Annotated in this window: 16 protein-coding genes; 10 read left to right on the top strand and 6 right to left on the bottom strand. The window is 60.5% G+C overall.

Annotated elements, in window-relative coordinates; genetic code table 11:
* The first annotated feature begins 122 nt into the window (after nucleotides 1-122).
* From L1F06_RS05055 to L1F06_RS05045, 3 genes are read left to right on the top strand one after another with little or no spacing between them, the layout of a single operon-like run.
* Nucleotides 123-365 (top strand): PP0621 family protein, encoded by a 243-nt coding sequence (locus L1F06_RS05055; protein ID WP_129483944.1) that lies wholly within the window; start codon nucleotides 123-125, stop codon nucleotides 363-365.
* On the top strand, nucleotides 355-1,947 hold the full coding sequence (locus tag L1F06_RS05050) for a two-component system sensor histidine kinase NtrB (protein ID WP_003243065.1): 1,593 nt from the start codon (nucleotides 355-357) through the stop codon (nucleotides 1,945-1,947). The genes L1F06_RS05055 and L1F06_RS05050 overlap by 11 nt, the downstream gene beginning before the upstream one ends.
* A gap of 2 nt (nucleotides 1,948-1,949) precedes the next feature.
* Complete coding sequence (locus L1F06_RS05045; protein ID WP_129483943.1) at nucleotides 1,950-3,290, top strand: sigma-54-dependent transcriptional regulator; 1,341 nt, start codon at nucleotides 1,950-1,952, stop codon at nucleotides 3,288-3,290.
* A gap of 61 nt (nucleotides 3,291-3,351) precedes the next feature.
* Here L1F06_RS05045 and thiO read toward each other — a convergent pair whose 3' ends face one another.
* Entirely contained in the window at nucleotides 3,352-4,455 is a 1,104-nt protein-coding gene (thiO, locus tag L1F06_RS05040; RefSeq protein WP_129483942.1) for a glycine oxidase ThiO, read from the bottom strand.
* 60 nt (nucleotides 4,456-4,515) lie between these two features.
* On the opposite strand from thiO, the gene L1F06_RS05035 reads away from it, so the two are divergent.
* From L1F06_RS05035 to L1F06_RS24915, 7 genes are all read left to right on the top strand, one after another.
* Nucleotides 4,516-5,025: a GspH/FimT family pseudopilin gene (locus tag L1F06_RS05035; protein WP_129483941.1), complete on the top strand. Its 510-nt coding sequence runs from the start codon at nucleotides 4,516-4,518 to the stop codon at nucleotides 5,023-5,025.
* A 148-nt stretch (nucleotides 5,026-5,173) separates the two neighbouring features.
* Entirely contained in the window at nucleotides 5,174-5,611 is a 438-nt protein-coding gene (locus L1F06_RS05030; RefSeq protein WP_129483940.1) for a GspH/FimT family pseudopilin, read from the top strand.
* The gene (pilV, locus tag L1F06_RS05025; protein WP_129483939.1) at nucleotides 5,608-6,099 is read left to right on the top strand and encodes a type IV pilus modification protein PilV; all 492 of its coding nucleotides are present in this window, start codon (nucleotides 5,608-5,610) and stop codon (nucleotides 6,097-6,099) included. The genes L1F06_RS05030 and pilV overlap by 4 nt, the downstream gene beginning before the upstream one ends.
* Nucleotides 6,096-6,671, top strand: coding sequence for a PilW family protein (locus tag L1F06_RS05020; protein WP_129483938.1), 576 nt, complete (start codon nucleotides 6,096-6,098; stop codon nucleotides 6,669-6,671). Before pilV ends, L1F06_RS05020 begins: the two co-directional genes overlap by 4 nt.
* Entirely contained in the window at nucleotides 6,668-7,105 is a 438-nt protein-coding gene (locus L1F06_RS05015) for a pilus assembly PilX family protein (protein ID WP_129483937.1), read from the top strand. Before L1F06_RS05020 ends, L1F06_RS05015 begins: the two co-directional genes overlap by 4 nt.
* Nucleotides 7,106-7,155: 50 nt before the next feature.
* A complete protein-coding gene (locus L1F06_RS05010) occupies nucleotides 7,156-11,889 on the top strand; it encodes a pilus assembly protein PilY (protein WP_129483936.1) in 4,734 nt (1,577 codons plus the stop codon).
* Nucleotides 11,890-11,895: 6 nt separating this feature from the next.
* The gene (locus L1F06_RS24915) at nucleotides 11,896-12,267 is read left to right on the top strand and encodes a type IV pilin protein (protein ID WP_129483935.1); all 372 of its coding nucleotides are present in this window, start codon (nucleotides 11,896-11,898) and stop codon (nucleotides 12,265-12,267) included.
* Between the two features lie 56 nt (nucleotides 12,268-12,323).
* Here the strand turns inward: L1F06_RS24915 and ispH are convergent, their stop codons facing one another.
* The 5 genes from ispH to ribF all read right to left on the bottom strand — a co-directional run bounded on the left by ispH (nucleotide 12,324) and on the right by ribF (nucleotide 18,121).
* On the bottom strand, nucleotides 12,324-13,268 hold the full coding sequence (gene ispH / locus L1F06_RS04995; protein WP_129483934.1) for a 4-hydroxy-3-methylbut-2-enyl diphosphate reductase: 945 nt from the start codon (nucleotides 13,266-13,268) through the stop codon (nucleotides 12,324-12,326).
* 138 nt (nucleotides 13,269-13,406) lie between these two features.
* Nucleotides 13,407-13,844 carry an FKBP-type peptidyl-prolyl cis-trans isomerase gene (locus L1F06_RS04990; protein ID WP_095460632.1) on the bottom strand — a complete coding sequence of 146 codons (438 nt, stop codon included), beginning with the start codon at nucleotides 13,842-13,844 and terminating at the stop codon, nucleotides 13,407-13,409.
* Nucleotides 13,841-14,350 carry a signal peptidase II gene (gene lspA / locus L1F06_RS04985; RefSeq protein WP_129483933.1) on the bottom strand — a complete coding sequence of 170 codons (510 nt, stop codon included), beginning with the start codon at nucleotides 14,348-14,350 and terminating at the stop codon, nucleotides 13,841-13,843. Before lspA ends, L1F06_RS04990 begins: the two co-directional genes overlap by 4 nt.
* Nucleotides 14,343-17,174, bottom strand: coding sequence for an isoleucine--tRNA ligase (gene ileS / locus L1F06_RS04980; protein ID WP_129483932.1), 2,832 nt, complete (start codon nucleotides 17,172-17,174; stop codon nucleotides 14,343-14,345). The genes lspA and ileS overlap by 8 nt, the downstream gene beginning before the upstream one ends.
* A complete protein-coding gene (ribF, locus tag L1F06_RS04975; RefSeq protein ID WP_129483931.1) occupies nucleotides 17,171-18,121 on the bottom strand; it encodes a bifunctional riboflavin kinase/FAD synthetase in 951 nt (316 codons plus the stop codon). Before ribF ends, ileS begins: the two co-directional genes overlap by 4 nt.
* Nucleotides 18,122-18,192: the final 71 nt, after the last annotated feature.

Genomic DNA, 18,192 nt, shown 5'->3' with positions numbered 1-18,192 from the left:
CCTTCCACACCCGCTTTCGCCGCGCGGAAACAGCTCACAGCCTGCCATCAGCCCCCTGTGCCGATGGTCACAGCTTGGCTAAACTGCCGGCTTCAACCGGATAACAGATAAAAGGGCACACCATGGGCCTGTTCCGCCTGCTGTTCTGGGTCGCCGTGATCTTCGCCGCGATCTGGATCTGGCGCCGCTTCATCGGCCAACCCAAGCGCCCTCGCCCAAGCGAGGACAAGCACACCGCGGCCCCCATGGTGCGTTGCGCCCATTGCGGCGTGCATGTGCCGCAAAGCCAGGCACTGAGCCAGGACCAGCGCTGGTACTGCAGCCAGGCTCACCTCGAACAGGGCCCACACACCGGTGATCGCTGACGCCAGCACCCTCGGCAGCACGCCAGGCCGACGCATCCTCAGGCTCTATCACTTCTATCGCCTGAGCATCGGTCTGGCGCTGATCCTGCTGATCTCCAGCAATCTCGACGAGCAGTTGCTCGATGTCGTGCATATCGACCTGTTCCGCAGCGGCAGCTGGGCCTACCTGATCCTGAACATCTTCATCGCCGTGCTGGTGCAGAAACCCAAGCATCTGATGCAGCTGTTCAGCCTGGCGCTGGTGGATGTGATCTTTCTCTCCGCGCTGTTCTACGCGGCAGGAGGCACTCCCAGCGGCATCGGCAACCTGCTGGTGGTGGCCGTGGCCATCGCCAACATCCTGCTGCGCGGCCGTATCGGCCTGCTGATCGCCGCCATTGCCGCGATGGCGCTGATCTATCTGACCTTCTATCTCAGCCTCAGCCGCCCCGCTGCTGCCGCCCAATACGTTCAGGCGGGCGCGCTGGGTGCGCTGTGCTTCGCCGGCGCACTGTTCATTCAGGGCATCACTCGCCGCCTGCAGGTCAGCGAAAGCCTCGCCGAACAGCGCGCCGCCGATGTGGCCAATCTGGAAGAGCTCAATGCCCAGATCCTGCAGCGCATGCGTACCGGCATCCTGGTGCTGGACACCCAGCACCGCGTGCTACTGGCCAACCAGGGCGCCACCCAGTTGCTGGGGCGCGGCGAGCTGGCCGGCAAGATCATCGACCCGCACTGCCCGGAACTGGTGAAACGCCTGCAGCAGTGGCTACACAACCCCACCCTGCGCCCCGACAGCCTGCAGGCTCAGGTGGACGGCCCGGTGCTGCAGCCCAGCTTCATTTCCCTGCAACGCGGCGACGAGCAGCACACCCTGGTGTTTCTCGACGACATCTCGCAGATCGCCCAGCAGGCTCAGCAGCTCAAGCTCGCCTCGCTCGGCCGACTGACCGCCGGCATCGCCCACGAGATCCGCAACCCGCTGGGCGCCATCAGCCACGCCGCCCAGCTGCTGCAGGAGTCGGAGGATCTGCAGGGGCCGGACCAGCGTCTGGCGCAGATCATCCAGGATCACTCCAAACGCATGAATCTGGTGATCGAGAACGTGCTGCAACTGTCGCGCAGACGCCAGGCCGAACCGCAGTTGCTCGACCTGAAATACTGGCTGCACCGCTTCGCCAGCGAGTTTCGCAGCTCCGCACCGGCTGATCGGCAGATCCATCTGGAGACCCAGGGCGGCAGCCTGCAGACACGCATGGACCCACACCAGCTGACCCAGGTGCTGACCAATCTGGTGCAGAACGGCCTGCGCTATAGTGCCAAGCAGCACAGGATCGGCCAGGTCTGGCTACGCCTGTTCCGGGACCCAAGCAGCGACCTGCCGGTGCTGGAAATCCTCGACGACGGCCCAGGCGTGCCGCCCGAGCAGGAGCAGCACATCTTCGAGCCCTTCTACACCACCGAGAACAAGGGCACCGGCCTCGGCCTGTATATTTCCCGCGAGCTGTGCCAGGGCAACCAGGCGCGTCTCGACTACAAACCACGCGAAGGGGGCGGCAGCTGCTTCCGCATCACCTTTGCCCATCCGCGCAAACTGAGCTGACCATGACCCGCCAGAGAGCCTTGATCGTCGACGACGAACCGGACATCCGCGAACTGCTGGAAATCACCCTCGGCCGGATGAAGCTGGACACGCGCAGCGCACGCAACGTCAAGGAAGCGCGCGAATGGCTGGCCCGCGAGCCGTTCGACCTGTGCCTGACCGACATGCGCCTGCCCGACGGCACAGGCCTCGACCTGGTGCAACACATCCAACAGCGCCACCCGCAGGTACCGGTGGCAATGATCACCGCCTACGGCAGCCTGGATACCGCGATCAATGCGCTCAAGGCCGGCGCCTTCGATTTCGTCACCAAGCCGGTGGACCTCGGCCGCCTGCGCGAGCTGGTCGCCACGGCCCTGCGCATCCGCTCCCCCGAGGGCGAAGGCGCTCCGGTGGACAACCGCCTGCTCGGCGACTCGCCGCCGATGAAGGCACTGCGCAAGCAGATCCAGAAGCTCGCCCGCAGCCAGGCGCCGGTGTATATCAGCGGCGAGTCCGGCAGCGGCAAGGAACTGGTGGCGCGTCTGATCCACGAGCAGGGCCCGCGCGCCGAACAGCCGTTCGTCCCGGTCAACTGCGGCGCCATCCCTTCGGAGCTGATGGAGAGCGAGTTCTTCGGCCACAAGAAAGGCAGCTTCACCGGGGCCATCGAGGACAAGCAGGGCCTGTTCCAGGCTGCCAACGGCGGCACCCTGTTCCTCGACGAAGTGGCCGACCTGCCGCTGCCGATGCAGGTCAAGCTGCTGCGCGCCATTCAGGAAAAGGCCGTACGCGCCGTCGGTGGTCAGCAGGAAGTGGTGGTCGATGTGCGCATCCTCTGCGCCACCCACAAGGATTTGGCCGCCGAGGTGGCCGCCGGGCGCTTCCGCCAGGACCTCTACTACCGCCTCAACGTCATCGAACTGCGCGTGCCACCGCTGCGCGAACGCCGCGAGGACATCGCCCAACTGGCCGAGGTCATGCTCGCCCGCCTGGCCGAGGGTAGCGGTCTGAGCGCCGCCAAGCTGCAGCCCGAAGCGCTGGAGAAACTGAAGAACTATCGCTTCCCGGGCAACGTGCGCGAGCTGGAGAACATGCTCGAACGCGCCTACACCCTGTGCGAGGACGACCAGATCAGCCCCGCCGACCTACGCCTGGCCGATGCGAGCGGCCCCAGCGGCGAAACCGGCGAGGCCAGCCTGGCGCTGATCGACAATCTGGAAGACTATCTCGAAGGCATCGAACGCAAACTTATCATGCAGGCGCTCGAAGAAACCCGTTGGAACCGCACGGCGGCGGCCCAGCGCCTGGGCCTGACCTTCCGCTCGATGCGCTATCGATTGAAGAAGCTGGGGATCGACTAAGCAGCGCCCCTACCGTGGGCCTGCATGCGGAGGGTGCGCCACGCGCGCACCTTCCGCCCACTCAGCCCAACCGCCCCGCTGGCGCATAGGGCGCCGGATCGATGATCGGCTCGCGCCCAAGCAGCAGGTCGGTCAGCAACCGGCAGGACGCAGGTGCAAGCACCAGGCCGTTGCGAAAGTGCCCGCAGTTGAGCCACAAGCCCGGATGCGAAGGCACCTCCCCGATAAAGGGAATGCCCTGCGGTGAGCCCGGCCGCAATCCCGCCCAGTGCCCCACCACCTCGGCATCCTTCAGCGCCGGCAGCAGCTCTTCGGCGGAAGCCTTGAGGCTCTCCAGCGCGCCATCGGTCGGCGTCTTGTCGAAGCCGGCGTACTCCAGCGTACTGCCGATCAGGATATGCCCATCTCGCCGCGGAATCGCATAACGTCCCCTGGCCAGCACCATGCTCGGCAGAAAATTCTCGGCGCACTTGTAGAGGATCATCTGCCCCTTCACCGGCTCGACCGGCAACTCCAGGCCAAGCGTCCTGAGCATCTCGCCACTCCAGGCACCGGCTGCCAGCACCACGCGCTCGGCACGCACCTCGCCATCGCTGGTGATTACACCGCGAATCTGCCCATCCTCCTGAATGAACCCGGTGACCGGACAATGCTCACGCAGCTCCACGTTGGGCATGGCAGCCAACGCCGCCCTCAGCGCCTTGACCAGCCGCGGGTTGCGCACGTTGGCCACATCCGGCATATGAATGGCGCGGGTAAAACCTTCACCCAGTACCGGCACCTGCTCATGCACGCTGGCCATGTCGATGCCACGCAAAACCCGCCCCTCACGCGCCGCCCAAGCCAGCGCCTCGGCCTCGTCATCGAGATCCAGCCAATATAACCCGGTGACATGCACCTGGGGATCGACGCCAGTGTCTTCCCACATCTGCCGCGCAAAACCGGGATAGAAATCCTGCGACCAATGCGCCAACGCCGTCACCGCCGCGCTGTAGCGCCACGGATAGAGCGGCGAAACAATGCCACCGCCGGCCCAGGAGGATTCGCTGCCTGTGCCTCGCGCCTCGAGCAGCACAAGCTGTTGCCCTGCCTCTGCCAACAGCAAGGCAGAAAGCATTCCCAGTGCTCCGCCTCCCACTACCACCACCTGTGCGGGACTTTTCATCTATCGATCCTAGGCTAATCTTCGCATTCATGAATAACCGACTGGCAAGGATGCTGGATAATGTCTCGGAAAATCTATGGCCGTACGCTTCTTGAGCTGATAAGCACGCTCGCTATGCTGTTGGTATTGATCAGCATCGCACTGCCCAACCTGCGGCAGCAAATTGAGAACAATGAGCGAACGCAAGCCGTTAATCAGTTGCTTTCCTTGCTTCATCACACGCGCAGCAATGCGGTGTATACCCGCCGCGTCGTCACTTTATGTCAAGGCGAAAGCCGCTGCTCGGAGTCCACCATTTGGCGCGGCACACTCTTGATATTCGTAGACCACAACGCTAACGGACAACGGGATATAGGCGATGAGCTGCTCTATCAAACGCAGATTGCTGAAGGCCTTTCCTGGCACTGGAACCGCAACAAGTCTCATATCCAGTTCGAAGCAGACGGCACCACCCGAGCCCTGAACGGAACCTTCACTCTCTGCAAGAGGGGCGCTCCGCAACGCCAAGTGGTCATCGCGCTTTCAGGGCGGGTTCGCAATCAGCCACCCGCGCGTGGAGCCTACTGCTGAGCCACAGCGTGACACGCCTCACAGCACCTGGCGGCGCAGAGTCAATTCATCTGCCAAAACGCCCGCCCGTCTGGCTTGAACGGAGTCTGAAAACACTTGGTGGCTAAATTAGCATCGTGTCTTTGGGCTTATCGCTGGCGGAGTGGTTATGGAATCAAGCAGAGGATTCACGCTGATTGAGCTGATGGTAGTGATTGCCCTCATCGCAATTGTCTCGAGCATCGCTGTACCCAGCTATCAGGCAATGATGGAAAGCGGCCGAGAAACTTCCGCCCGAAACAGCCTGCTAGGCGCTTTACAACTGGCACGCAGCGAAGCGATTGCCAGACGCGCCTCAGTCAGCGTGACCACCACCGGGTCCACTTGGATAGTGAGTGACGGTAGCGAGGACATTCGGGTGGTATCCATACCTACTGGTGTGACCGCGAGCAATGTAGCTGTCACCTTCCAAGCCAATGGCCGTCCCCAAACCACAGCGAGCATCAACGTGGGAGGACGCAATATAGAGATCAATACAATAGGCCGCGCAAGCTTGACGAGCAGTACATCCAACAACACACCCCAGAGTTCGGAGGGAACCGAATGAGAGCCATAAACCGCCATGAGGGAAAAGCTTTTACTCTGATCGAGGTGATGGTGGCCGTAGTGATACTTGCTATCGGTCTGCTCGGCATGGGCACATTGATGATGCAGAGTCTTCAGTCGAGCGAAAGCGCTTACTCCCGCAGCCAAGCGACGTTGCTGGCATATGACATCATTGACCGTATGCGCGCCAACAAGGTCACCAGCAATAGTGCCTACACCTCTTTTACCGTCACTCACGCATCACAAAGCACTGATTACAACTACTCGTATTCCTCAGCAAACTGCCCCGCTGGTGGAAACGCGGCAGCTACAGGCTCACCCAAAGCTACGGCAGATCTTTCAGAATGGTGCGTACAAGTCCGCAGCAGTTTACCGAATGTCCAAACAGCGAGTGTGGAGCGCCAAAGCGGCTCCGTATACCGCGTCACCATCGAATGGCAAGAGGCAAACGCAGAGAATAGTGATCTGATAGTAGAGGCAGAACTATGAATCGCACACAGAAAGGGCTTTCACTAGTCGAACTCATGGTTGCCATCGTGATCAGTTCGTTATTGATCCTTGGTGTCACTGAAATTTTCAGCCGCAGCTTTTTTGCCGACCGCGACAACACCGAACTCACTTTTATGCAGGAAAGTGGTCGATTGGCTCTGGAAATAATTGGACAAGATGCTCGGAGAGCGGGCTATCAGGGCTGTGTAGCATCAGATACCGTCACCACCTTTTCGCCGGACAACACATCGCTTCCCGACGCGGCAGTCACGACCGCAGGTACAAACAGCCTGACTTTTCGTTACGCAACTCCTGGTACTGGTTGCGGCACTACAGCACTCGCCTTTGAACCGCCAATTACTTATACAAACGCCAACAGCGGTATACGTCGTAATGGAGATCCCATTCTAGACAACGCAAGCATGGCCTTTACCTTCCTTCCAGGCAACGATCCTCTCACAGCCAAGGCCATTCATATTCAGATCACGGTTTCTGACTCTAGGACGACAGGCACACTTTTAAATCCTCGGACTTTTAGCGCCACTTACGAACTTAGGAATCGTCTGCAATGAATACTCGCCAGCAAGGGATGGTTCTGCTCGTCAGCCTGGTGTTACTGCTGATGCTCACAATTATTGCCATTACTGCAGCTTCACAATCCAACCTGCAGTTGCGTATTTCCTCCAACAATCAACAGCAAAACGTTGCATTTCAGGCTGCCGAAAGTGGCTTGCAACGTTGGGCTAATCAGTACTTCCAACCGGGCAGTGGCTGGCACCCCAACGCCATCGGTAACTTGAACGCTTCCGGGGCCATCACCTATGAAGCTGCCCCGCTGGCTGACACAAGCACGCAAATTCCAATTCTGGAGGGTAGTGGAATGTCTCAAGGGCTCTACGTCATTCGTTTCGACGTTGTGAGCACCGGACAGGCCTGCGACAACGATGGCAATTGCGGTGCCACCGCAACTCATCGCCAAGGTCTGCAGAACCGTTATATCCCCTAAGCCCTATTTGAATGTTGCATTGCCTGTTCATCAGGCACGAGGACCACACCATGAAGCGCCTAATTCAACTGCGCACCCTGCTCTCCTCCGCTGTAACCAGTACGCTGATTCTCAGCGCGGCATTCAGCCATGCCGACGACACCGAAGTCTTTTTTGGCGGACCGGCTATTGACGACAGCGTCAAACCCAATGTCCTGTTCATTCTCGACAATTCCGGCTCGATGAACTGGCGCTTGGACAGCAACAACACGGCTACGGGCTCCCAGCAGTCGCGTATGATGGTGCTGAAGGACGCCTTCAGCGACATCATGAGCAACACCAGTAACATCAACGTTGGCGTAATGGTACTCAACCCCCGAGCCGCCTATGGTAATACTCGCTACGTATACCCAGTCGAATATATTGATAAGGAACTAGGCGGCGATGTAGAGCTGGTCGCCGGCGTACCAAATATTAGGCAGAGTTCGGATGATGCGACGCAGGCCATCTCGCCGCTTGGTAGCGCGGTGGTCGACAACCCGAACCTCATCATGGGCGTCATCGACACCACCCAGCCTCTGCCCAATCAGGCAAGCTCCATTCTTGGCACTACCGGCAGTTTTTTTCGCCTGACCAGCGGCGGTACTGAATATGCCTGCCGTCTGAGCCCACCCTCGCGCCCTGGCAATGCAGTGTGCACCAACAGCACCATGACTGATTTGAACCTACGCCGTAGCCTAGGCACTATGGCCTTGTTTCATTTCCAAGGGCTCAATATCCCGGCCAATGCAACGATCACGAATGCTTACATCGAGATCACCCCTACCAACAGCCCTGCAGCGGCAAGACGCAATCCGCTTATCAATGTGCAGTTGCAGAACAATAAAACACCCGCGCCGCTTAACGACAGCAACCCTGTGGGGACTCGGACCTACCAGACTGCGGCCAATATTCAGGCTAACGGATGGATTTCCGGTAATCGCGTTGCAATCGATATCACTTCACAGTTCAATACATTGAAGAGCGCGGCGCCAAACGGTGATCCGGTACAAGGCATGTTTGTCCGCCTGACTAACACCAGCACTTCAAACGAGAATGCACAGGATTACACGTTCTGCGCCAATAACTGCTCAACTGGCAACGCTCCGTCACTAGTCGTCAACTACACCGTAGAAGGTCTTGCCCCTGAATCGCGAATGGGCGCTCTGCGCTTTCAAGATGTGAGCATCCCTCAAGGTGCCACGGTCACTTCCGCACGTATCGACTTCTTTCCCTCAGCAGCTAATAACACTCCGGTGACCTTCGAAGTCCGGGCGGAACGCACTGGTGATGCCAGCACCTTCACCAATGGTAGCAACCTGCAAACTCGAGCCAAGACCACGGCCGTAAGCACATGGACACCGGCCCCCTGGACTAGCCAAGCCACCCCTGAGCCGATACCAGGCCCCGATGTCACTGCCTTGGTGCAGGAAGTGGTGAACCTCGGCAGTTGGTGTGGTAACAACTCTATGGCGTTCCATATCACCCCAACGGCAGGCACCGGTTCACGCAGCGCCCATAGCTTTGACGGCGCAGGAGGCCTCCAGCCTGTGCTTACGCTTAGCTATACCGGCGGAAAGGACGGCTGCTTCAATCCGATTATTGAGGCTCGCGTCACCACCAATGCCAACGACGGCTATCAGAACAATAGTGGCACCGTCACGCTCAACCAGAACAGCTTGCCACTGAGCCGCAACCAACTGGGCATTCGCTTCGAGAATCTTCCGATCGCGCGCGGCACCAGCGTTATGAAAGCCGAGGTGGTGATGACACCATCTAGTACGGTGACCTCCCCTAACCAAGTTAGTCGTATCAGTTTCCAGAACAGCGCAACAGCCACCGCCTTTCAAGCTACTAGTAATAACCTAAGCAATCGCACCACACGGACATCCGAGAGCGACTGCAATATTAACAGCGGCACCGGCTGGGTATCGGGACAACCGGTCACCTGCGATATCAGCAGCCTCAACGGCGCGCTGACAAGTATCTTCGCCAACTCAGCTTGGGATCGCGGTAACGCATTGAACATGTTTGTCCGCCACACCACCGATACTTCCCTGCAAGCTGTGGCGTTCGAAGACAATCCGGGACAGTCGATCAAACTGAGACTTAAACTCAGTTCCGGCGGCCTGGTAACTACTGTGCGCAGCCACGTGAATGCTTTAGTACAGAACATGACAGCCGCAGACGGCACACCAATCGTCCCTACCTATTTAGATGCCGTGCGCTACATGCGCAACGAAGTCAGCGGGCGACCATCGCCTATCGACAGCGCATGCCAAGCCAACCACATCGTGCTGTTAACCGATGGCCAAGCCAATAACAATACGACAGCAGCCAAGAACGCCATCGCATCCCTCACAGGCCTCAGTTGCTCCAACGACGCCAGCGACGACGGCGAGCGCTGTGCACGCACCCTTGCTCGTTGGATCACTGAGAATGATCAATCCAGCTTGGAAGGCAATCATTACATCACCACCCATACAGTCGGCTTCGCACTAGATGCCAGTGGCACTACCGCCAGCAACCAAATCAAGACCTTCCTGCGTGAGGTCGCCAGCAATGGCGGGGGCTCCTTCAGCACCGCCGAGAATGCTGGTGAACTAAGTGATGCTTTCAACCGGATCATTCAGGAGGTGCTAGCCACTGACACCACTTTCGTCAGCGCCACCGCACCAGCCAATACCTTCAACCGCCAAGACAACAAGGATGAACTCTATTTCTCCCTGTTCAGGCCTTCGGAGACTGATCGCTGGCCTGGCAACCTGAAACGCTATCGAATGGCAACTGCTAATGGTGCAGCTTTCATCGTGGATGCCGATGGTATCCCTGCCATTGACGCAAATACCGGTTTTTTCCGCAGTGACTCGCGAAGCTTCTGGTCCGCTGACCGCGACGGAGGCAGCATAGTGTTGGGCGGTGCCGCATCTCGCTTGCCGGCCAGTGGCAGTCGCTTGCTGCTGACGAACGTCACTCCTAACTCCAATGCCCTCACCGCTATCGCAACAGGCAACACGGCTCTTACCGCAGATAAATTTGGCGCAGCAAATGCGGATGAACGCAGTGAGCTAATTAGCTATATCCGCGGCCTTGATCCAGCGACAAATAATGAGCGCCGTGCGTTGGGCGACCCTCTACATGCCACGCCTAGCTTGGTGACTTACGCCTGCAATACCTACGACAGTAGTCGCCGTTGCACCAACGAGGACCAAGGAGTAGTCATCGGCAGCAACGAAGGTTTCATTCAGTTGTTCGATACCAGCAATGGCGTGGAACGATTCGCCTTTATGCCAGAGCCGCTGCTTGCCAACGTCCGACAGCTGCGTCTAGATGCCAAGTCGACGACGTTGAAACCGCGCCGTTACGGCATGGATAACACCGTTGTGGTGTGGGCCAATGATGTCAATGGCAACGGGGTGATTTACGGGGGGGTTAACCCAGCAGATCGTTCTGGCCCGCTGCTGACCGGTCTTAATCCCAATGAATTCGTTTACGCCTACGCCACCATGGGCCGTGGCGGCCGTGACATCTATGCACTGGACATTACCAATCGAAACTCACCACAGCTGCTATGGAAAATCCAAGGCGGAGTCACCGCAGGCTTTGAGCAACTGGGGCAAACTTGGTCGGCACCGGTACGCACAAAGATTCAGGTTGGTTCCACGATCAAGGACGTACTGATCTTTGGCGGCGGTTACGACCCGAATCAGGACAACGTCAGTGAACGTACCGTCGATACCATGGGTAACGCTGTCTATATCGTAGATGCAGTAACTGGCGCAAAAATCTGGTCAGCCAGTAGCGCGGCCGGGCATGACGCTACGCTCAGTCGCATGCGTTACAGCATCCCCAGCAGAGTATCGGTTATCGGACTACGTCCCGATGCCAACGGCAACGCGGTGATCGACTCACAAGGCCTAGCCGGACAGTTCTTCGTTGGCGATATGGGGGGCCAAATCTGGCGCTTCCATATTAACAACGGCTCGAGTGGGGCAAGCTTGGTCAGCCCAGCAGGTAGCGGAGGCAACGGTGTATTTGCTGATGTGGGAGGCGCTGGAACCGCCGCTGCGCGACGGTTCTACCATGAGGCAGAGCTTGCCCTGCTCAACGTTGGCAATACCAGAGTCCTTACCGTGAACATTGGGAGTGGCTATCGCGGTCATCCGCTGGATAAAAATATTCAAGATCGCTTCTACTCTTTCCGCACCGACAAACTCATAAAGGGCACTGCCAGCGAGAGCACTTTCACCGAGGGAAACCTCTATGATGCGACCGCTAATCTAGCGCAAACAGGTAACGCCACTGAGAAAGCAGCTGCCGAACAGCAATTCAGCAGCACCAACGGTGGGTGGTATATCCGCCTAACAGCACAAGGTGAGAAAGTGCTGTCCCGTCCCTTGGTAGCCGACGGAATGGTGTTGTTCAGCACCTACGAGCCACGCTCGAATTCCAATTCCTGCAAGGCGTCACTAGGTATCAGCCGTGCTTATACCGTCATGCTGAAAAATGCTGCCGCCATTTCCACCACCAGATATGTAGAGACCAACGCGACCAGCCTGCCGTCCAATCCGCAGATTTACTGCGCCGGCAATGCGTGCTGGGTGTATCACGATCCATCGCAACTTGTTCCGACCCCTACTGGTGGCAATAACCCGCCTGACGCTTGCGCTACAAGTGCGAACCCAGAGAAATGCCGCTGCGACAACAACCCTCAGTGTATTTGGATGCCCGTAACGCCCCGGCTGTACTGGATCGACGAGGAATAAGGACAGATGATGAAACGAGAAAAAGGCTTTACGCTAATAGAGGTGATGATCGCGGTTGTGATCATCGCCATCTTGGCAGCCATTGCTATTCCAAACTATACGGCCTACCTGGAGCGAGCCGCCTGCGAAGATGGCAAGTCTCTGCTAATGCAAGCGGCTGCCAATGCCGAGCGTCGCCGGGCACAAAATGCTGGCAGCTACGCGGGATTTAATAACCTCCCTGCAAATACAAGCGAGTTCTCTATTGCTGTAGACAATGTCACGGCCAATGCCTACACACTCACAGCTACAGCGACAGGACGGCTTGCAGCAGGAACACTGACGCTAACGGCAGCAAATGCTAGAGGAGGCACTCTCGCGGCTCGATGCAACTGGTGATACATCCAAATAAGAAGCCGGCTTTCGCCGGCTTCTTTATAAAACGATGAGTTGCGTCAAATTGACCTGACCCGCAACTCCCTCGGCATCGAGAACGTAATGTTCTCCGGCCGTCCCTCCAGCTCGGTCTCCCCCGCCGCACCCCACGCGCGCAATTGCTCTACTACCCCACGCACCAGCACCTCAGGCGCCGAGGCACCTGCGGTGATGCCGATACCCTTCACGCCGTCGAACCATTCGTGCTTGAGGTCTTCGGCGCCGTCGATCAGGTAGGCTGGGGTACCCATGCGCTCGGCCAGCTCGCGCAGGCGGTTGGAGTTGGAGCTGTTGGGGCTGCCGACGACCAGCAGCACGTCGCACTCGCTGGCCAGTTGTTTGACCGCATCCTGACGGTTTTGTGTGGCATAGCAGATGTCGTCCTTGCGGGGGCCGCCGATGGCCGGGAACTTGGCGCGCAGGGCGTCGATCACCTTGCTGGTGTCGTCCATGGACAGGGTGGTCTGGGTGACGAACGCCAGGTTCTCGGGGTTGCGCACCTGCAGCTCGGCGACATCCGCCTCGTCTTCCACCAGGTAGATGGCGCCGCCGTTGCTGGCGTCGTACTGGCCCATGGTGCCTTCGACTTCCGGGTGACCTTCGTGGCCGATCAGGATGCACTCACGACCCTCACGGCTGTAGCGCACCACTTCCATATGCACCTTGGTCACCAGCGGGCAGGTGGCGTCGAATACCTTGAGGCCCCGCCGTGCCGCCTCGTCGCGCACGGCCTTGGACACGCCATGAGCACTGAAGATGACGATGACGTCGTCCGGCACCTGATCCAGCTCTTCGACGAATACCGCGCCGCGCGCGCGCAGGTCCTCGACCACGAACTTGTTGTGCACCACTTCATGGCGCACGTAGATCGGCGGGCCGAACACTTCCAGCGCACGGTTGACGATTTCGATGGCGCGATCGACGCCGGCGCAGAAGCCACGGGGATTGGCGAGTTTGATATGCATGCTGGCTGTCTCGGTATTGATCGGGGATCGCACGACGCGATGGGGCGATCCCGGAAAGATACAGCCTGCGCGGGATAAGCGCAGGCTGCAACAAGAGCTTCGCGGCTGAAGCCGCTCCTACAAGAGCGGCAGCGCAGGCTAGAGCGCCTTGACCTCAATGATTTCCACGTCGAACTGCAGCGTCTTGCCGGCCAACGGATGGTTGAAGTCGATGGTGACCTGCTTGTCGTCGAACGCCTTGACCACGCCCGGCAGTTCGGCGTTGGCGGCGTCGTTGAAGATCACCAGCAGGCCCTCGGAAAGCTCCATGCCCTCGAACTGGCTGCGCGGCATGACCTGCACGTTCTGAGGATTGGGCTGGCCGAAACCCTGCTCCGGCTGCACCTGCACGCTGCGCTTGTCGCCGGCCTTGAAGCCGTACAGCGCCTGCTCGAAACCGGGCAGCAGGTTGCCGTCGCCGACCTTGAAGGTCGCCGGCTGCTTGTCGAAGGTGCTGTCGACCACATCGCCGTTTTCCAGCTTGAGGGCGAAATGCAGGGTCACTTCCCTGTCCGGACCGATGCGTACGTCTGTCATTGCGCAGCCTCCTTCGCGGACTTGTCGCTCTTGAACATATCCAGCGCCAGCAGGATGGCGCCGATGGTGATGAAGGTGTCGGCCAGGTTGAACGCCGGGAAGAACCAGCGGCTCTGCCAATGCACCAGGATGAAGTCGACCACGTGGCCGAGCACCACGCGGTCATACAGGTTGCCCAGCGCGCCACCCAGGACCATGGCCAGGGCCACGGCCAGCAACGTCTCGTGACGCTTGAGGCGCTTGAGCCAGATAACCAGCACGACGCTGACGACGATGGCGATGGCGGCGAAGAACCAGCGCTGCCAGCCGGCGGCATCGGCCAGGAAGCTGAATGCCGCACCGGTGTTGTAGGCCAGGGTCCAGTCGAAGTAGCCAGGAATCACTTCGATGCGCTGATACATGCTCAGCATGCCCTCGAAGATGTCCTTGGTCACCCGGTCGGCGACCAGGATCAGCACGCTCAGCAGCAGCCAGGGCAGATGCCCGAAACGCGAGGACTCAGGCATGCTTGCGTACCTCACCCTCGCCTTCGATGTTGCTCACGCAGCGGCCGCACAGCTCAGGATGCGCAGCATGGCTGCCGACATCGGCGCGGAAGTGCCAGCAACGGCCGCACTTGGCGTGGGCGGACTTGAGGATCTTCAGCTTCAGGCCTTCGACCTCGGTCACCACCGCATCGGCCGGCGCATCGGCCAGCGGCGCGGTCTGCGCCGCCGAGGTGATCAGGGCGAAACGCAGCTCGTCGCCGAGCTTGGCCAGGTCGGCCTGCTTGGCGTCGTCGCAGAACAGGGTGACCTCGGCCTGCAGGCTGGCACCGATGGCCTTGGCCGTGCGCAGGTTCTCCAGCTCCTTGTTGACCGCAGCCTTGACCTCCATGACGCGGTCCCAATAGGCACGGTCCAGCTCGAAGCCTTCCGGCAGACGCTCCAGGCCCGCGTACCAGGTGTTGAGCATCACCGACTCGTTGCGCTCGCCCGGCAGGAACTGCCAGATTTCCTCGGCGGTAAACGCCAGGATCGGCGCGATCCAGCGCACCAGCGCCTCGCTGATGTGGAACAGCGCGCTCTGGCAGGAGCGGCGCGCCACGCTGTCGGCGGCAGTGGTGTACTGGCGGTCCTTGATGATGTCCAGGTAGAAGCCGCCCAGCTCCTGCACGCAGAAGTTGTGCACCTTGGAATAGACGTTCCAGAAGCGGTAGTCGGCGTAGGCTTCGATGATTTCTTCCTGCAGGCGCAGGGCTGCGTCGACGGCCCAGCGGTCGAGGTCGAGCATCTGCTCGGGCTGCAGCAGGTCCTTGGCCGGATCGAAGCCGTTGAGGTTGGCCAGCATGAAGCGCGCGGTGTTGCGGATGCGGCGGTAGGCGTCGGCGCTGCGCTGCAGGATCACCTTGGACACGGCCATCTCGCCGGAATAGTCGGTGGAGGCGACCCACAGGCGCATGATGTCGGCGCCCAAGCTGTCGTTGACCTCCTGCGGCGCAACCACGTTACCCAGCGACTTGGACATCTTGCGGCCGTTCTCGTCGACCACGAAGCCGTGGGTCAGCAGCGCCTTGTACGGCGCGTGACCATCGATGGCACTGCCGGTCAGCAGGGACGAATGGAACCAGCCGCGGTGCTGGTCCGAGCCTTCCAGGTACAGGTCGGCGCGCGGGCCGGTGGTGTGGCCGAGACCGTGCGAGCCACGCAGCACATGCCAGTGGGTGGTACCGGAGTCGAACCAGACGTCGAGGGTGTCGTTGATCTTGTCGTAGTCAGCCGCTTCAGCACCCAGCAGCTCGGCAGCGTCGAGCTTGAACCAGGCTTCGATGCCCTCTTGCTCGACACGCTTGGCGACCTCTTCCATCAGCTCGACGGTGCGCGGGTGCAGTTCGCCGGTGGCCTTGTGCAGGAAGAACGGGATCGGCACGCCCCAGTTGCGCTGACGCGAGATGCACCAGTCCGGGCGGCCGGCGATCATGCTGTGCAGACGCGCCTGGCCCCAGGCCGGCACGAACTGGGTCTGCTCGATGGCGGCCAGCGCGCGCTCACGCAGGGTGCCGCCCTGCTTGGGCTGAGTGTCCATGCCGACGAACCACTGTGCGGTAGCGCGGTAGATCAGCGGGGTCTTGTGGCGCCAGCAATGCATGTAGCTGTGCTGGATCGGCTGGTGCTTGAGCAGCGCACCGACTTCGGCCAGCTTCTCGACGATGGCCGGGTTGGCCTTCCAGATGAACTGGCCGCCGAAGAACGGCAGGTCCGGGGCGTAGACGCCATTGCTCTGCACCGGGCTGAGGATGTCGTCGTTGCTCATGCCGTAGGCTTTGCAGGTACGGAAGTCGTCCTCACCGTAGGCCGGCGACGAGTGGACGATGCCGGTACCGGCGCCCAGCTCGACGTATTCGGCCAGGTACACCGGCGAGAAACGCTCGTAAAACGGGTGACGGAAGCGGATCAGCTCCAGCGCCGCGCCCGGCGCGGTGGCGATCACCTGGCCCTGCAGGCCGTAGCGCTGCAGGCAGGACTCGACCAGTTCCTCGGCCAGCAGCAGGATGCGCTCGCCGGTGTCTACCAGGGCGTAGGTGAATTCCGGATGGACGTTGAGCGCCTGGTTGGCCGGGATGGTCCAGGGCGTGGTGGTCCAGATGACGATGGCGGTCGGCTTGCTCTGCTCGCTCAGGCCGAAGGCGGCGGCCAGCTTGTCTGCGTCTTCGATGGGGAAGGCAACGTCGATGGCATCGGATTTCTTGTCCTGATACTCCACCTCGGCCTCGGCCAGGGCCGAGCCACAGTCGAAGCACCAGTTCACCGGCTTCAGGCCCTTGAACACGAAGCCCTGCTTGACCATCTCGGCCAGGGCGCGGATCTCGCCGGCCTCGTTGGCGAAATCCATGGTCTTGTACGGATTGTCCCAGTCGCCCAGCACACCGAGGCGGATGAAGTCGGCCTTCTGCCCTTCGATCTGCTCGCTGGCGTAGGTGCGGCAGCGCTCGCGGGTCAGGTCCGCCGGCTGGTTCTTGCCGAAGGTGGTTTCGACCTTGTGCTCGATCGGCAGGCCGTGGCAGTCCCAGCCCGGCACGTAGGGCGCGTCGAAGCCGGCCAGGGTCTTGGAGCGGGTGATGATGTCCTTGAGGATCTTGTTCACCGCATGACCGATGTGGATGCTGCCGTTGGCATAGGGCGGGCCGTCGTGCAGGACGAACTTCGGCCGACCTTCGCCAATCTTGCGCAGCTTGCTATACAGGCCAATCTCGTTCCAGCGCTGCAGGGTCTGCGGCTCGCGTTGCGGCAGGCCGGCCTTCATCGGGAACTGGGTATCGGGCAGGTTCAGCGTAGCTTTGTAGTCGGTCATTTCGGGCTCTTCATCAGCGGGTGGCTCTGCCAATATTCACGGGCAGCGGCGATATCAGCGGCAATCGCCGCCTTCAAGGCCTCCAGCGAGGCGAAACGCTGCTCATCACGCAGCTTGTGGTGGAAAGCCACCGAGAGGCGCCGGCCATACAGATCGCCGGCAAAATCCAGAAGGTGCACTTCCAGATGGGCGCGGCCGTCACCGGCAACGCTGGGGCGCACGCCGATATTGGCGACGCCCGGTTGAATCACGCCATCGATTTCGCAGCTCACCAGATAGACCCCGGTCAGCGGCACCTTGCGCCGCTTGAGCTGGACGTTGGCAGTGGGCGCATCGAGCTGGCGGCCGAGCTTCTGCCCGTGCAATACGCGCCCGGCGATGCGAAACGGCCGGCCGAGCAAGGCTTCGGCCAGCTCGAAATCGCCATCGGCCAGCGCCTGGCGCACGCGCGTGCTGCTGACCCGGCCGCCGAGCACTTCGACGGTGGTCGAGGCATCGACGCTGAAGCCGTAACGCTGGCCGGCGGCCTTGAGAAATTCGAAATCCCCGGCACGGTCGCAGCCGAAGCGGAAATCGTCGCCGATCTCCAGATCCTTCACGCCCAGGCCATCGACCAGCACACGCTGGACGAACTCGGCGGCCGACAACTCGCGCAGGCGGCGGTTGAAGGCCAGGCACAGCACCAGGTCGACGCCTTCGGCGGCCAGCAGGGCGAGCTTGTCGCGCAGGCGAGTCAGACGCGCCGGCGCAGTGTCCGGACCGAAGAACTCACGCGGCTGCGGCTCGAAGATCACCACGCAACTGGGCACGGCCAATTCCGCAGCACGCTCGCGCAGGCGCGCCAGGATGGCCTGGTGCCCACGATGAACGCCGTCGAAATTACCGATGGTGACCACACAGCCCCGCGCCTGGGGCTGCAGGTTATGAAGACCTCGAACCAGCTGCATAGCACGCTTCTTGTTCACAAAGTGGCCGATTATACGCACAGCAGGCCATGCACAACAGGCATCGCGAAGCC

This window comes from Pseudomonas hydrolytica (assembly GCF_021495345.1).
Classification (GTDB): domain Bacteria; phylum Pseudomonadota; class Gammaproteobacteria; order Pseudomonadales; family Pseudomonadaceae; genus Aquipseudomonas; species Aquipseudomonas hydrolytica.
The sequence above is the reverse complement of the archived record's forward strand: the minus strand, read 5'-3'. Positions and strand labels throughout refer to the sequence as shown.

What these genes read in the sequence shown, in the direction of transcription:
- pilV (WP_129483939.1), top strand. Translation starts at nt 5,608, where the DNA reads ATGAGAGCCATAAACCGCCATGAGGGAAAAGCTTTTACTCTGATCGAG.
- ribF (WP_129483931.1), bottom strand. Translation starts at nt 18,121, where the DNA reads ATGCAGCTGGTTCGAGGTCTTCATAACCTGCAGCCCCAGGCGCGGGGC.
- ispH (WP_129483934.1), bottom strand. Translation starts at nt 13,268, where the DNA reads ATGCATATCAAACTCGCCAATCCCCGTGGCTTCTGCGCCGGCGTCGAT.
- L1F06_RS05055 (WP_129483944.1), top strand. Translation starts at nt 123, where the DNA reads ATGGGCCTGTTCCGCCTGCTGTTCTGGGTCGCCGTGATCTTCGCCGCG.
- L1F06_RS04990 (WP_095460632.1), bottom strand. Translation starts at nt 13,844, where the DNA reads ATGACAGACGTACGCATCGGTCCGGACAGGGAAGTGACCCTGCATTTC.
- L1F06_RS24915 (WP_129483935.1), top strand. Translation starts at nt 11,896, where the DNA reads ATGATGAAACGAGAAAAAGGCTTTACGCTAATAGAGGTGATGATCGCG.
- L1F06_RS05045 (WP_129483943.1), top strand. Translation starts at nt 1,950, where the DNA reads ATGACCCGCCAGAGAGCCTTGATCGTCGACGACGAACCGGACATCCGC.
- lspA (WP_129483933.1), bottom strand. Translation starts at nt 14,350, where the DNA reads ATGCCTGAGTCCTCGCGTTTCGGGCATCTGCCCTGGCTGCTGCTGAGC.
- L1F06_RS05015 (WP_129483937.1), top strand. Translation starts at nt 6,668, where the DNA reads ATGAATACTCGCCAGCAAGGGATGGTTCTGCTCGTCAGCCTGGTGTTA.
- thiO (WP_129483942.1), bottom strand. Translation starts at nt 4,455, where the DNA reads ATGAAAAGTCCCGCACAGGTGGTGGTAGTGGGAGGCGGAGCACTGGGA.
- L1F06_RS05030 (WP_129483940.1), top strand. Translation starts at nt 5,174, where the DNA reads ATGGAATCAAGCAGAGGATTCACGCTGATTGAGCTGATGGTAGTGATT.
- L1F06_RS05020 (WP_129483938.1), top strand. Translation starts at nt 6,096, where the DNA reads ATGAATCGCACACAGAAAGGGCTTTCACTAGTCGAACTCATGGTTGCC.
- ileS (WP_129483932.1), bottom strand. Translation starts at nt 17,174, where the DNA reads ATGACCGACTACAAAGCTACGCTGAACCTGCCCGATACCCAGTTCCCG.
- L1F06_RS05035 (WP_129483941.1), top strand. Translation starts at nt 4,516, where the DNA reads ATGTCTCGGAAAATCTATGGCCGTACGCTTCTTGAGCTGATAAGCACG.
- L1F06_RS05010 (WP_129483936.1), top strand. Translation starts at nt 7,156, where the DNA reads ATGAAGCGCCTAATTCAACTGCGCACCCTGCTCTCCTCCGCTGTAACC.